The sequence below is a fragment of the Aeribacillus sp. FSL K6-2833 genome (genome assembly GCF_037965815.1).
GTDB lineage: Bacteria > Bacillota > Bacilli > Bacillales > Aeribacillaceae > Aeribacillus > Aeribacillus composti.
The window spans coordinates 3,866,851-3,881,160 of record NZ_CP150189.1 but is presented as its reverse complement, the minus strand read 5'-3'; the positions used below and the strand labels follow the sequence as shown (position 1 = coordinate 3,881,160).

Genomic DNA, 14,310 nt, shown 5'->3' with positions numbered 1-14,310 from the left:
ATAATCATGGATATTATCGGGGCGCAGCTAGTAAACAGCATTTCATACGGGCTTTTGCTCTTCGTCATTACATGCGGATTGTCGCTCGTCTTTGGCATTTTAGGAGTATTGAACTTGGCGCATGGATCGTTGTATATGATAGGAGCTTATGTCTCATATTCGATTACCGTCCATTCTGGACAAAATTTTTGGCTTGCCTTAATCATTGCACCTTTAGCAGTAGCTGTTTGCTCTCTCATTATTGAAATGATCTTATTGCGGCCGACTTATCAGCTAGGGCACCTGTCACAAGTATTGTTAACATTTGGGCTTGCGTATGTCATTCATGATATGACAGCGGCGATATGGGGATCGGATGTTTTATCGATCCCTTTGCCTCAAAGTTTATCAGGTACGGTAACCTTATTTAATCAAGCCTTTCCTGTCTATCGTTTAGCTGTAATTGCAATAGGTTTAATTTTAGCGGGGCTGTTGTGGTTCATTCAAGAAAAAACGCGCTGGGGGGCGATCATTCGCGCTGGACTGAGCGATAAAGAGATGATATGTGCTTTAGGTGTAAATATTCAACTAGTTTTTACCGTCGTGTTTTTCATAGGGGGATATTTAGCAGGTTTTGGCGGAGTCATTGCTGCGCCGATCCTCGGGCTTTATCCAAGCATGGAATTCCAAACGCTTATTTTGGCATTAGTTGTTCTCGTTATAGGGGGCTTAGGGTCGATCGCTGGAACGTTTGTGGCCAGCTTAACGATTGGGATTGTTGAGACTTTTTGCCGATTTTTAGTTCCTGAGTTAAGCTTGTTCGTTGTTTTCGGATTAATGGCGGTCGTCTTAATCGTCAAACCGAACGGATTGCTCGGAAAGCAGGTGGTTAAGCATTGAACAAAAAAGGTTTCGCTCTTATTGCCGCAGTTATGTTGCTCATCTTTTCCCCCTTTATCTTTTCTTTGTTTTATTTAAATTTGGTAACTGAAATTTTAATTTTAGCTATTTTCGCTCTTAGTTTAAATATTTTGGTCGGATATACCGGGCTGGTTTCGCTTGGCCACGCGGCGTTTTTTGGAGTCGGAGCTTATATGTCCGCCATTCTTGCAAGGGAGATATCTCCAAACTTTTTCCTTACTCTTTTCGCCTCGCTTGCGGCTGCAATCATTGCATCCGCCATCATCGGAATTTTTTGCGTAAAGGTGAGCGGCTTTTATTTTCTTATGTTAACATTGGCTTTTTCGCAAATGATTTATTCATTTGTCCACCAGTCAACGACTATCACGGGCGGTTCAAACGGATTATCAGGCATTCCAAGCCCTTTAATTGGATCACTTGATTTTTCAAACCCGGTTTACTTTTATTATTTGATATTGCTTTTGTTTATATTGATCTATGGCGGTTTAAGCCTCATCGTACACTCCCCTTTTGGGCAAGTATTAATAGGGATTCGCGAAAACGAAACAAGATTGAAATCGATGGGCTATCATACAACACTATATAAGCTTGCCGCATTTGTTATAGCCGGCGGGCTCGGCGGAGTAGCAGGATCGTTATATACAAGCTTTAACAGCTTCATTTCACCTAGCGATGTATATTGGACGATGTCTGGCTCTGTTTTAATTATGGTTCTTATCGGCGGTTCCGGAACAATGATCGGACCCGTTTTGGGAGCAGCTTTTATCGTCATTTTAGAAACGATTGTCAGCTCTTATACGACCATGTGGATGATGATTATCGGGATTATCTTTATCTTGTTTGTCGTATTTTTCCCAAAAGGAATTGTCGGGCTTGGAAAATTGCTCTTTCAGTCATTTTCAAAATCCAACAAGCTGTCAGCTATTTCCGGAAAAAAATCCAATGCGTTGTATAACAATGATGTGAAGAATTGAGGGATGGGGCATGGAGAATCCTGTAATCTTGAAGATTGATCGCGTCGGCATGCATTTTGGCGGTCTTGAAATTCTTAAGGATGTTTCATTGGAAGTGAAAAAAGGTGAGCGGATAGGCATTATCGGTCCGAATGGAGCCGGGAAAACGACCTTTTTCAACATGTTAACCGGCGACCTGAAGCCGAGCAGCGGGTCTATTTATTATAAAGGAGAAAATATAACGAATGTTGCCAACTTTAAACGGACAAACGCCGGAATCGTCCGCACCTTTCAACGAAACAATTTGTTGAACGAACTGACGGTGCTTGACAATTTATTATTAGTTTTACAGCGGAAACATCATTTGCAAAACGTGTGGTTTAAAAAGAGAAACGAAAAAAAATACCCGAAGCTTTTCGAGGAAGCAAACCAATTGATCAAAACTTGGGGATTGGAAAAGCGCGCAAATGAAATAGTGAAAAAGCTGTCATACGGCGAACAGCGGCAAATCGAAATTTTGCTTGGCATTGCGATCAATCCGCAAGTTTTATTATTAGATGAGCCGACTGCCGGCATGTCGCAGGCGGAAACGGATTATATTGTCGATTTGCTGCACAATTTGCCGAAGGACTTGACCGTTTTAATTATTGAGCATGATTTGGAGGTCGTATTTGGACTGGCGGATAGAATGGTCGTTTTATATGACGGAGGAATTCTCATTGACGGCGATCCAAATGAAGTGAGAAACGACAGGAGGGTGAACGAAATATATATTGGAAAGGAGGAAGCGGCAGCACATGCTTAAAGTTTCAGATTTAAATACATTTTACGGCGACAGCCACGTCCTCCATAATGTTTCGTTAACGGTTGAACAAGGCAAGGTAACCGTCCTGCTGGGAAGAAACGGAATGGGGAAAACAACAACGATTCATTCTATCATGGGAATCATTCAATCAAAAAAAGGAAAAATTGTGTTTGAAGAACAGGAAATTCAATCAAAGACGAGCTTCCAGGTTTCGAAATTAGGCGTTGCTCTTGTTCCGCAAGGGAGAAGAATATTTCCGAATTTGACTGTAAAGGAGAATTTAATGACCACTTATAGGCCTGCCGAAAATGGCTGGACATTAGAACAAATTTATGACACGTTTCCAAGGCTGAAAGAAAGAGAAGCATCGATGGGAGGGGCTTTGAGCGGGGGAGAGCAGCAAATGCTCTCAATTGGACGCGCTTTGCTAACGAATCCTAAATTACTGCTGCTTGACGAGCCGTCAGAAGGATTGTCCCCATTGATGGTTCAGGAAGTGAAACGGATTATTCGTGAATTAAAGAAGCAAGGTCTTACAATGCTTTTAGTTGAACAAAATTTATCGATGGCGCTTGAGCTTGCAGACCGCATATATATTTTAAACAAAGGCTCGATCGTGTTTGAAGGCTCTCCCGACGAATTAAGCTCTGCTGTAAAGCATAAATATTTGCTGTTAAGTTCGTAAATTGCTCAGAAACATCTGATGATGATGCTGTCAAAAAGAAAAAGGGGCTCTTAGAAAGTCAAATCGCCATTGAAAACAAAAAATCATAAACACCGATATATCAACGTTTCTAAAACATTAATGGGGGCTAATAAGCCGTAAAATCGACTTATTAGCCCCCCTTTTTTACATATTTTCCAGAATAATAGAACGGAAGAAACAGGTCATTACGGTGATTTTCCTAAATAAACTGATGAGCGGGCAGCACCTTATTTTGCAAAAATAAATTGTCGGCGATTTGCAATCAAATTTTCCAAAAGAAAAACAGAGCTGCTGCAATTTACGGGTATCATTTCTAGAAATATTGATTCTTGATGCATAACCCGAATAGAGCTTTCGCAAAGCAGAAAAAGGTTCAATTTGGAACTCTTACATGCTGCAATTGCTTCGGAATGAACGATGAAACCAATCAATATAGGTAAAGCAAGCTGCTGCCCTTTATCGAAATTCCGCCACATTCTGTCCGCAAGCCTCGCTTAATCGATAGTTCATTGCACGAAATTCACGTTCGACAGGCTCTTAACATTACACACTTATGTAAGTATTTCTTTAGTAAACGATTATTTCCAAACCTCTTCGGCAATTTCTACGACATGGCGAAGTTTTGCCCATTGCTCGTCCTCTGTGAGCAGGTTTCCTTCCTCAGTTGATGCAAAACCGCACTGAGGGCTTAAGCAAAGCTGATTGAGATCAACAAATCGGGATGCTTCATCAATGCGCCATTTAATTTCATCCTTATTTTCTAATTCTCCAAATTTTGACGTGATCAAGCCGAGAACGATGGATAAATTTGACCGGTTTACGAAGCGAAGGGGTTCAAAGCCGCCGGCTCTTTCGCTGTCGTATTCCAAAAAGAAGCCGTCCACATTTACGCCTTCAAACAATATTTCCGCCACTGGCTCATAGCCGCCGGATGAAATCCAAGTGGAACGGAAATTGCCTCGGCATATGTGCATCGTAATTCTCATATCATCAGGACGATTGGCAACAGCTTCATTAATTGTTTTCGCATACAATTGTCCTAACGTATCCGGATTTAAGCCGCGGGCCCGCATTTGCTCCTTTTGCTCTTCTGAACAAAGATATGCCCATGATGTATCATCCAGCTGCAAATAACGGCATCCGGCATCGTAAAATGCTTGAATTGCTTTTTTATACGTTTGGGCTAAATCGTGGAAAAACTCGTCTTGATCTTCATAAGCGCTTTTTTCAATCGTCCCTCTGAAATGAAGCATGCTCGGGCTCGGGATAGTCATTTTGGCTGTATGGCCGGAAGCGATGCTGTTTAGAAACTTGAAATCTTCAAGCATCGGATGGCCATTGAAATCTAGTTTGTCAACAACTTTAATAGAATGAGATTTTGTTTGTTTTTGATGGAATTGGATTCCGGTCTCTGTGTCGTATCCTTCAACACCTACTAAATTTTCAAGGAAGTCAAAGTGCCACCAAGCTCTTCGGAATTCGCCGTCTGTCACCGCTTTGAGGCCAATTTCCTTTTGTTTTTTGACGATGCGTGTGATTTCTTCGTTTTCCACCTCTCTTAATTGCTCAGCTGTTATTTCCCCATTTGCTTTTTTCAATCGGGCTTGTTTAATTCGGTCTGTTCTTAACAGACTGCCTACATGATCTGCTCGGTAAGGCGGCAAGTGGCGTTGCAATGATTGATGGGACATATGCTGTTTTCCTCCTTCTCCGGTTGAAATATTATGAATAATAACAAAAAATAAAAGAAAAGTAAACTTTATAAGCAGGGGGATTTTTCATTAGAGAGGTATGAATGACATTTTTTGCTACATTTTCTTAAAATAAAAGCCCTCAGCCGCCATGTGCGGCAAAGGGCAAATCACTTGCCTGCGAAAGATTAGCTAATGACAAATTCGAAGCTGCCGAATAATTTTACATCTTTGCCGATGAGGAATCCTCCTGTTTCAAGAGCAGCGTTCCATGTTAAACCATAATCTTCCCGATTGATTTTTCCTTCTACATCAAATCCTGCGACAATGCTTCCGTCCAACGGGTTTTTCGATTGACCGTTGAATTCTACTTTGAATGTTTCGGTTCTAGTAACATTTCTAATTGTCAATTTTCCTGTTACTTCATAGTCATCGTCGGAAACCTTTTTAATAGATTCGCTGACAAACGTGATGACCGGATAGTTTTCGACATCAAAAAAATCCCCGGAACGAAGATGGTTGTCTCTGTCTTCATTTTTTGTGTCAATAGAAGAAGCTTGAATTGTTACTTTTACTTTTGCAGATTCGAGCTGATCAACATCGCCGTCAACTTCTACATCAAATTGAGTGAATTCTCCCTTTGCTTTGGAAACCATTAAGTGTTTTACTTGGAAAGAAATAGAGCTGTGCACCTTATCTAATTGAAAATTTGCCATTTTTTATTTTCCTCCTTTTGTTTTGATATTATCATAACCGAAAAATATCTCGAATTCAAATATTTTTATATAAATATTTTTTGACAAGGTAAAAGAAAAAAGAACCAATTTTGATAAGATATTCTTTAAGTAGACAGTGGACAAGGCCCATATACTTAGAGGGGATTTTTTTGAAACGAAAAGAGCAAACATTTCGTCATTATTAAGAAAAAGGCTCTGCTTCCTTATTGACGAAAAGCACCCTTTAGAAAATTCGCGTTTTTTATTTTTGTTTAACCTCTGCAAGCAATTGGCTTATTGCAAAGGAATCAGGGCGGGAGAGATGGTTCGAATGGCGTTGGCATAGCCGATCAATAGAATGTTTTATAGAGAGAAGTGAAAGAATGAACAGTAAAAAGAAATCTTGATTTTGGATAATTCCAAAAAATATTTTTTTGTTTATGATTACAGCGGCTCTGATTTGAGGCGTTTTCCATCACATCATGACAGTGTATAAGCAAAATATCCACCATTAGGACAATTAGTTGAAGTAGATGGAAAGAATATGCACGTTTATACAAAAGGTGATGGAGAAAACACGATTGTGTTATTAAGCGGTTTAGGCACAGCAGCTCCCGTGTTAGATTTCGACCCCTTAGTAAATGAATTGGCAAAGAATCATAAAGTGGTCGTAGTAGAGAGCTTTGGATATGGTTGGAGCAACGTAACGAATAAGGAACGAACAGTGGAAAATATAGTGGAGGGAATTAGAACCGCTTTAAAATCAAATATAGAAGGTCATTACATATTGATGCCGCACTCTATTTCTGGCATATACAGCATGTATTATGCTAATGCATACCCAGATGAAGTGAAAGCAGTTATAGGGATTGATTTCACCTTGCCGCAGGTTTTAGAGTATTTCGGCGAGTCAGCTCCAACAATGTCCGAATATATAAAGTATGTTTTCACCAATTGGAATTGCACGATTGGCATTATATATCATTCCTGATGATTTCCTTCCTAGTAGCTGAAAAAGGTACTTATTCCGAAGAGAATTTAACAATGACCAGGCATATCAGGCGGGAAAGTTAAATTGACTGTTTGCTCAATATATTTTTTATTTCATTTGCTTCTTGTTGTATCCTTTGTCTTGATTTTTACTTCGAAAGAAGATCGAGTGAACGAAGATGGGAAATCCAATGTAACGTTTTATCAAACGAAATTAAGCCGCAGTTTTTCAAGTAAAATAGTTACTTTAGAAGGAAATCATTATCTTCATTGGACTCGTTATAAAGAAATGAGTGCACACGTAAATGATTTCACGAAAACATTTGCAGGTGGTGTTCATTGAGGAAGCAGCTAGATAAAGGACCTCCTTGGGGGGTTCTTTATCTAGCGAATTATCAAATATTATTTGATAGAGCTTAGCATTAATACGAGATTTTAATTCTTTATTGTTCAATAAATTTTATGACATCGCTCAAACTTTTTTCTGCCATGGAATGAAGTCGCAAATCATAATTTTCGAAAGGTAAAGACTCCGTTACTGGATTTGGCACAATTACGCATTTCAGTCCAGCAGCTAGAGCTGCTTGGAGCCCATTTAAAGAATCTTCAAATGCTAATGCTTCATTTGAGCTGATGTTTAAGGCATCAACTGCTTTTAAATACAAATCAGGTGCCGGTTTTACCTTCTCAACATCATCCTGTGTGATAATAGTATTAAAATAGTTTAACACCCCAAGTTCATCTAAATAATGAGTTACCCACTCCCTTGTGGAGCTTGAAGCAATAGCAATTTTATATCCTAAATTGTTTGCTTCTTGCAAATAATCCTTTACACCTTCACGTGCCTGAGGTGTTTTCATCTTTTCTTTATAAATGCTTTCTGCTTTGGCATCAATTTCCTCAATATTACAGCTTTCTCCCAATTGTTGTTTGAAAAACTCGTAAAGTACTGTATTATCTGACCCAACGCTTTTTACATATTGTTCAAGGGGCAAATCAACATTATAATAACCTAAAGTTTCTTTATAAGCCTCAAACCAGGGAGTCTCTGTGTCTATAATTAAACCGTCGAAATCAAAAATAATTGCTTTTATCAAAGCTTTTTCTCCTTTCCACTCATGAGGATAAAATAAATACACCTTCATAAACTATATGCAATAAAGTTAACTCAGTATGTTCCAGCAATCCTGAGCACCAATCGATTGCTCATGATTTCAATAATAGTCTAATCGTTTCTTTTTATGCGGATAAAGGAATATATATTGTATCGGTTCACGCTCATAATTAGGAGCACATTTCCTGACCTTTCAGTTTATTTCGTCAAATAAATTAATTCGGTCCTCTCCCTGCCGCAAAACCTTCATCGCCCGTTTTTTCTTTCCAATGTGAACAAAGATGACTCACTTCGTTTTGAAGATGAGGGAAGACCAGTTTTCTATTTTCTGGTATTCGTCTAAGCAGAATAGAAGGACTCGGTCACATGGCAGCCGTTCTGGCAAAGACATCTGCCTGGATCACGCTGCATCGAGTCCTTTTTTTCCTTAAAGTAGAAATGTTGTATTTTTCTCACTGTAAAACAACAATTTTTGCATTGTGCTCCAGCTGAATACCGAAACACAGTTTTGCATAATCTTTTTTTACAACTGTCTATTTGGCAGGGAAAAGACTATTTACACAGTCTTCTTACTTATTCAACGAGACCAAGCTTTTTCAAACCGTGATAGACACCGGAATTTGTTACGTCTGTTGTTTGGTGCTTCGCATATGGCAAAAGGTTTGGATCTGCGTTCCCCATTGCAAAACCTTCGCCGACTATTGAGAGCATCTCTTTATCATTCATGGCATCGCCAAAGGCAATGGCGCTTTCTTTTGGCACGCCAAGATAATTTAATATTGCTTTGACAGCTTTGCCCTTATTGACCTTTTCCCTAATGACATCGTAGCATTGGGCCAGGCCTTCGATATTCACTTGGGATAAGTATATAAGATCGTCTTTTTCATAAAGAGAAACATCGCGATCAGCTAAATTTAATATCGTCATTCCTAAAACTTGATCGATGATATCATATGAAAACAACTCATTTTTTTGTAAATGAAATTTTTGAATGAAATTTTTCATAGCAGGGGAATCAAACGAGCTAAGGACATTTTTTTCTCTTGTATACATGACGAGCTCATGTCCATGGTGTTTGGCGGTATGCACAAAGTTTTGAACAATATCTGGATTCATCGGCTCTTTTAAAATCTCGCGGCCCCTATAAACCGTAAATGCGCCGTTATAGCCAATAAACGATTGAACGTTCAGCTCTTTGCCGATATGCGAAATTTCATGCAAAGGTCTCCCTGTTGCCAGAAAGACCTCTACACCTTGTTTCTGAACTGCAGCTACAGCTCTTTTCGTAGATTCTTGAATTTGATCATCCGGTGTCAAAATTGTTCCGTCTATGTCCAAAAATAAAAGTTTATATGTCATCTCCATAAACTCCCGTTAAAATTTATTTTGTTGTAAGATTTTATCATAAAATAAAAATTGTGAAAACTCTAACAAGATGAATTGTCTTGCAAAAATAGTTTTTGTGCCGGGCTGAAGAATATTTGAAACATTTCAATTCGCAAATTCGTATATTGAAAAAACGGATACAGAGGTGGATTTATATGTCAGTAGTCAACATTTTAAAATGGGTAAGCGGGGGTCTTGAAGCATTTTTCGGAATTCCAGTTATAGGTGGAACGATTATATTATCTTTCCTATGGACACCTTTGGCGTTTATGTTTGTACTGCACCTTGTGACGTTGATTTTTGCCATTATAACAAATAAAAACAAGCATGGCAGCATTTTAGGAATTATTACTTCCTGCATTGCATGGATTCCGATTGTTGGAATGGTGATGCATATCATAACGGCAATTTTCCTTTTGATCGATGCATACCGTGAGTTTAAATATGAAATTTAATGTTTTTTTGCTTACAGGGTCTTAGACCCTGTTTTTTTTTAGAAAAAAAGTTACTGACCTAAAAAAATTGGATGTGTTATCGGCATCTGTGCCTTCTGCTTTCTAATCCAAGATGAGAAATGTCAGTCTTCAAAAGCTGAACAACTTTGGTACAAGCCGCGATGCTACGACAATTCAAATAGTACTTCCAAGCAGAAACTTCAGGCTGGGAAATATACGAAAGGCTTACCGTCCAAACACTTTTGGATGCTGATGGCAAATAATATATGAAGAACGAGTGCGTAGTGCGTAAGAGGGGAGAAGCTCCATTGAGAAAAAGATAAAGGACAAGCTTTTCGGCTTGTCCGAAATGAATTCGTATGAGATTTGATTGAAAAGGAGTTTAAGTCAACCCGTATGCCGGATACTTGCCTTGTTCACAGCACTTTGCTTAAAAAAGCTTTTGTTCGTTCGTGTTTAGGATTGTTAAAAAGCTCGCTAGGTGTGTTTTCCTCTACAATATATCCGCCGTCCATGAAAATCACTCGATCGCTCACTTCTTTGGCAAATCCGATTTCATGCGTCACGACGACCATCGTCATTCCTTCCGCCGCTAATTCTTTCATAACTGTTAACACTTCACCGACCATTTCTGGATCGAGGGCGGATGTAGGTTCATCGAAAAGCATGATTTTAGGATTCATTGCGAGAGCTCGGGCAATGGCAACGCGCTGTTTTTGGCCCCCTGATAATTCGCTTGGATAGCTTGAAGCTTTTTCGCTTAATCCCACTTTTTTCAGCAGCTGCAAAGCTTTTTCGTTTGCTTCCTGTTCCGAGACTCCTTTTACTTTTATCGGAGCAAGTGTAATATTTTCCAACACTGTTTTATGCGGAAATAGGTTAAACTGCTGAAACACCATTCCAACCTCTTGGCGAACTTTATTAATGTCCAAGTTTGGATTTGTAATATCTTGACCGTTCACGATAACCTGTCCTGCCGTAATGTCCTCAAGCTTGTTTAAACAGCGAAGAAACGTGCTTTTGCCTGAACCGGATGGACCAATGACGCATACAACTTCTTTTTCTTTAATGTCTACACTGATGTCTTTTAACACTTCAAGATTCCCAAAGCTTTTCTTTAAATGTTTTACTTGAATCATCCGGTTGTTGTTCTCCTTTCAACAAAGCTTAATAATTTGCTTAAGGACAATGTCAGAACAAGATAGATGAGCGCAACGGTGAGGTATGGCTCCCAAACGATATAATATTGCCCCTGCATAGCCCGTCCCCAATACATCAGCTCAGGGGTGGCAATGATGGCGGCGATTGACGACTCTTTTATTAAAATGACGAATTCATTGCCAAGAGGCGGAATCATCCGTTTCGTCGCCTGCGGCAAAATGACATAGCGCATCGCCTGTTTATGGCTCATACCGAGAGATCTTGCAGCTTCCATCTGTCCTTTATCAATCGATTGAATACCTGCACGGAATATCTCTGCAATGTAGGCGGCAGAGTTTAAAGAAAGTGCAACAATTGCCGCTATAATTCCATTCGTATCACCGATTAGCAGCGGTACGAGCCCGAAATGAACGAGCAGCATCTGGACAAAAAGAGGCGTGCCTCTGAAAAATGTAACGTACCATGAAAAGGGCAGGCGAATAAATTTATTTTGAGCAATTTTCCCGATGCCGATAAAAAGACCCAAAATGGTGCCGATGGCGATTGCACCAAGAGAGAGTCCAATTGTTACAAGCGTTCCTTGGAAGAAAAAGGGTGCATATTCAGCTATGAGATCAAAACGAAAATTCATACATATATCTCCCCGCGTGCATTCCGGACAAGCAAAATACCTGTGGAATGCTGAAAATTATTGCTGATTTTTTAATATATCGATATCTGGTTCTACACCAAACCATTTTTTATAAATCTCACTGTACGTTCCGTTTTCAAACAGTGTATTGATCGCTTTGTCAAGTTCTGGTTTTAATTTGCTTCCTTTCGCGAACATTAGACCGTAAAACTCCGAATCGAAATTTTCCGGATCTTTAATTGCTTTCAATTTTTTGTCCGGATTATTTTTAATATATTCATTGACAACCGCGTTATCGGCCACAACTGCGTCTGCGCCTCCGTTCAGAAGTTCCATGATCGCGAGGACGTTGTCTTCAAATTTTTTAACCGTTCCATCGCCGGCAAGTATTTTTTCAGCGGCTGTCTGACCGGTTGTTCCGTTTTGGACAGCAACTTTTTTGCCTTTCAGATCAAGCGCATTTTGAATATCACTGTCTTCAGGAACTAAAATCATAAGAGTTGATTCAAAATACGGAACAGAAAAATCGTATGTTTGCTTTCTGTCTTCAGTAATGGACACAGAGGAAGCTGCCAAGTCAGCTTGTTTTCTTTGAACTTCAGCAAACATTGGATCCCATCCGGTATGTTTAATGTCTACTTTGTAACCGGCCTCTTTAGCCACAGCGTTTATGAAATCAATATCAAAGCCGACAACTTTACCTTTGTCGATATATTCAAACGGAGCGTATGCTGCGTTTGTAACAACCTTTAACGTTTCTTTCTTCTCACTGCTTGCTCCTTTATCGTCTTCAGAACCTCCTGCACCGCATGCTGAAAGTATAAGCATTAGGCTTGTGAAAACAGCAAGTGCAATTATTTTGCTAAAATATTTTTTCATAAGTACCTCCTTATAAATGAATCAAAGAATGAAATTCGTTTCGACATTCACTGGTCTATTATAAATGAAAGATGTATATTCTTTCAATAACATGCATATTGATTCGAAATTATTGTTTTATTTGAAATTATATCATAAAAAGTGTCATGTTAAAATGAACAATTGCAGGCGGATAAAGAGCAAATTTTTCATGAAGAAGACGAAAATTTGGATTGTAAATAAAAAGAGAGTATAATGATTGGCAGAAATTATCATAAAAAAGCAGGTGCAGAACTTTTGGCATCAACATGAAAATACAAATTCTTCTGTCTTATCGTTCAAATTTGTTGGGGAATTACGGAATTTGTTGGAATAATTTCCAATACATGATGCACTTTGCAGCTTGGGCAAGGTGCTTTAGCTTTCTAGAAGGAGTGAGAAAATGAATAAAGAACAATTGATTTTGGCGCTAGAAAAGGTTCGCGCCCAAAATCCTCTCGTCCACAACATTACGAATGTCGTCGTCACCAACTTTACTGCAAACGGTTTGCTGGCGATCGGCGCTTCTCCGGTTATGGCGTATGCAAAGGAAGAGGTTGCGGATATGGCGAAAATATCCGGCGCGCTCGTTTTAAATATTGGCACATTATCTCCTGAAGTAATCGAAGCAATGATTATTGCAGGAAAATCAGCGAATGAACACGGGGTTCCAATCATTTTAGATCCTGTCGGTGCGGGAGCCACCCCTTACCGGACGGAAGCTGTTCGGGAAATATTAAAGGAGGTTCGCATCTCAGTTATTCGCGGGAATGCACCTGAGATTGCCAATGTGATAGGTGAAAAGCTTGCAATGAAAGGGGTGGATGCGGCGGATTCAGCTGCTGATCCTGTTTCGCTGGCCAAAAAAGCGGCCGAAGAGCTGAATACAGTTGCAGTCATTACCGGAAAAGAAGACGTGGCAACGGATGGGAAGACAACGTATTTGATTCAAAACGGCCATCCAATTTTAACAAAAGTTACCGGAACAGGCTGTTTATTGACTTCCATTATCGGTGCTTTTTCAGCCGTTGAAAAGGACTCTCTTGCTGCTTCAGTAGCCAGTCTCGTCACTTATGGGGTCGCTGCAGAAATCGCATTTGATTTAACGGAAGAAAAAGGTCCTGGAAGCTTTCAAATCGAATTATTGAACCAGCTGGCAAAGGTGACGGGAGACGAGTTGCTGAAAAAAGGGTCTTTTATAAAAAAATAAAGCAAAGGTGATAAACATGGCGCGAGTGTCGGCAAATAAAATGCGGGAGCTGCTAAAGGTGTATTTTATTATGGGCAGTGTAAACTGCAAAAGGAAGCCTGCTGATGTGCTTGAAGAGGCGATTGCAGGCGGAATTACGCTTTTTCAATACCGTGAAAAAGGTGCGTGGGCTTTAACAGGCGAAGAAAAATGGCGGCTTGGAAAAGAGCTGCAGGCTATTTGCCAAAAACATCACATTCCATTTATTGTCAACGATGACGTTGACCTGGCTATTGAACTAGATGCAGACGGCGTTCATATCGGGCAAGAGGATGAACCGGCTGATCTTGTCCGGAAAAAAATCGGTGACAAAATTTTAGGCGTTTCTGCACATACAATTGAAGAGGCGCAAAAGGCGGTTGTCCAAGGCGCTGATTATATCGGTGTGGGGCCAATCTTTTCTACAAACACGAAAGAGGATGCAAAAAAGCCACAAGGTCCAAAATTGATTGAAAGCATGCGCAAACAAGGGATCGACATCCCTATTGTCGGAATTGGCGGGATCAACATCGCCAACGCCGGTCAGGTGATCGCTAGCGGAGCAGACGGCATCTCCGTCATTTCTGCCATTTGTCTAGCGGATGATGTTAAGGAAAGTGCAGCTCAACTGAAGAAAGCAACGATGTGAAACATTTTCTTTTAATAAGATTTTGTGG

The 14,310-nt window shown here is 39.8% G+C and carries 16 protein-coding genes; 9 read left to right on the top strand and 7 right to left on the bottom strand.

Annotated elements, in window-relative coordinates; translation table 11 throughout:
* The first annotated feature begins 6 nt into the window (after positions 1-6).
* The 4 genes from NSQ94_RS18620 to NSQ94_RS18605 are packed head-to-tail and all read left to right on the top strand — an operon-like array spanning position 7 to position 3,343.
* On the top strand, positions 7-879 hold the full coding sequence (locus NSQ94_RS18620; RefSeq protein ID WP_066251413.1) for a branched-chain amino acid ABC transporter permease: 873 nt from the start codon (positions 7-9) through the stop codon (positions 877-879).
* Positions 876-1,874 carry a branched-chain amino acid ABC transporter permease gene (locus tag NSQ94_RS18615; protein ID WP_066251411.1) on the top strand — a complete coding sequence of 333 codons (999 nt, stop codon included), beginning with the start codon at positions 876-878 and terminating at the stop codon, positions 1,872-1,874. The genes NSQ94_RS18620 and NSQ94_RS18615 overlap by 4 nt, the downstream gene beginning before the upstream one ends.
* Before the next feature lie 10 nt (positions 1,875-1,884).
* Positions 1,885-2,658 (top strand): ABC transporter ATP-binding protein, encoded by a 774-nt coding sequence (locus NSQ94_RS18610; RefSeq protein ID WP_066251410.1) that lies wholly within the window; start codon positions 1,885-1,887, stop codon positions 2,656-2,658.
* Positions 2,651-3,343, top strand: coding sequence for an ABC transporter ATP-binding protein (locus tag NSQ94_RS18605; RefSeq protein WP_066251407.1), 693 nt, complete (start codon positions 2,651-2,653; stop codon positions 3,341-3,343). The genes NSQ94_RS18610 and NSQ94_RS18605 overlap by 8 nt, the downstream gene beginning before the upstream one ends.
* Before the next feature lie 599 nt (positions 3,344-3,942).
* Here NSQ94_RS18605 and NSQ94_RS18600 read toward each other — a convergent pair.
* Positions 3,943-5,055, bottom strand: a complete 1,113-nt coding sequence (locus tag NSQ94_RS18600; protein WP_066251405.1) for a cobalamin-independent methionine synthase II family protein — start codon at positions 5,053-5,055, stop codon at positions 3,943-3,945.
* Positions 5,056-5,243: 188 nt separating this feature from the next.
* The gene (locus NSQ94_RS18595; protein WP_066251402.1) at positions 5,244-5,771 is read right to left on the bottom strand and encodes a YceI family protein; all 528 of its coding nucleotides are present in this window, start codon (positions 5,769-5,771) and stop codon (positions 5,244-5,246) included.
* A 544-nt stretch (positions 5,772-6,315) separates the two neighbouring features.
* Between NSQ94_RS18595 and NSQ94_RS18590 the strand changes: the two genes are divergently transcribed.
* Together NSQ94_RS18590 and NSQ94_RS18585 are read left to right on the top strand one after the other, a co-directional pair.
* Positions 6,316-6,762, top strand: a complete 447-nt coding sequence (locus NSQ94_RS18590; RefSeq protein WP_339229807.1) for an alpha/beta hydrolase — start codon at positions 6,316-6,318, stop codon at positions 6,760-6,762.
* A gap of 84 nt (positions 6,763-6,846) precedes the next feature.
* Positions 6,847-7,104, top strand: coding sequence for a hypothetical protein (locus NSQ94_RS18585; protein ID WP_261308803.1), 258 nt, complete (start codon positions 6,847-6,849; stop codon positions 7,102-7,104).
* A 100-nt stretch (positions 7,105-7,204) separates the two neighbouring features.
* On the opposite strand, the gene NSQ94_RS18580 is transcribed toward NSQ94_RS18585, so the two are convergent.
* The gene (locus NSQ94_RS18580) at positions 7,205-7,858 is read right to left on the bottom strand and encodes an HAD family hydrolase (protein WP_311066674.1); all 654 of its coding nucleotides are present in this window, start codon (positions 7,856-7,858) and stop codon (positions 7,205-7,207) included.
* Between the two features lie 590 nt (positions 7,859-8,448).
* Positions 8,449-9,234 (bottom strand): HAD family hydrolase, encoded by a 786-nt coding sequence (locus NSQ94_RS18575; protein WP_066251396.1) that lies wholly within the window; start codon positions 9,232-9,234, stop codon positions 8,449-8,451.
* A 182-nt stretch (positions 9,235-9,416) separates the two neighbouring features.
* Between NSQ94_RS18575 and NSQ94_RS18570 the strand changes: the two genes are divergently transcribed.
* Positions 9,417-9,716, top strand: coding sequence for a hypothetical protein (locus NSQ94_RS18570; RefSeq protein ID WP_063389087.1), 300 nt, complete (start codon positions 9,417-9,419; stop codon positions 9,714-9,716).
* A gap of 416 nt (positions 9,717-10,132) precedes the next feature.
* Here the strand turns inward: NSQ94_RS18570 and NSQ94_RS18565 are convergent, their stop codons facing one another.
* From NSQ94_RS18565 to NSQ94_RS18555, 3 genes are read right to left on the bottom strand one after another with little or no spacing between them, the layout of a single operon-like run.
* Entirely contained in the window at positions 10,133-10,855 is a 723-nt protein-coding gene (locus NSQ94_RS18565) for an amino acid ABC transporter ATP-binding protein (RefSeq protein ID WP_063389086.1), read from the bottom strand.
* Positions 10,852-11,508 carry an amino acid ABC transporter permease gene (locus NSQ94_RS18560; protein ID WP_063389085.1) on the bottom strand — a complete coding sequence of 219 codons (657 nt, stop codon included), beginning with the start codon at positions 11,506-11,508 and terminating at the stop codon, positions 10,852-10,854. The genes NSQ94_RS18565 and NSQ94_RS18560 overlap by 4 nt, the downstream gene beginning before the upstream one ends.
* Positions 11,509-11,565: 57 nt before the next feature.
* Complete coding sequence (locus NSQ94_RS18555; RefSeq protein ID WP_066251391.1) at positions 11,566-12,387, bottom strand: basic amino acid ABC transporter substrate-binding protein; 822 nt, start codon at positions 12,385-12,387, stop codon at positions 11,566-11,568.
* A 421-nt stretch (positions 12,388-12,808) separates the two neighbouring features.
* On the opposite strand from NSQ94_RS18555, the gene thiM reads away from it, so the two are divergent.
* Entirely contained in the window at positions 12,809-13,615 is an 807-nt protein-coding gene (gene thiM, locus NSQ94_RS18550) for a hydroxyethylthiazole kinase (protein WP_339229804.1), read from the top strand.
* A gap of 16 nt (positions 13,616-13,631) precedes the next feature.
* Positions 13,632-14,282, top strand: a complete 651-nt coding sequence (thiE, locus tag NSQ94_RS18545) for a thiamine phosphate synthase (RefSeq protein WP_117016874.1) — start codon at positions 13,632-13,634, stop codon at positions 14,280-14,282.
* The last annotated feature ends 28 nt before the right edge of the window (positions 14,283-14,310 follow it).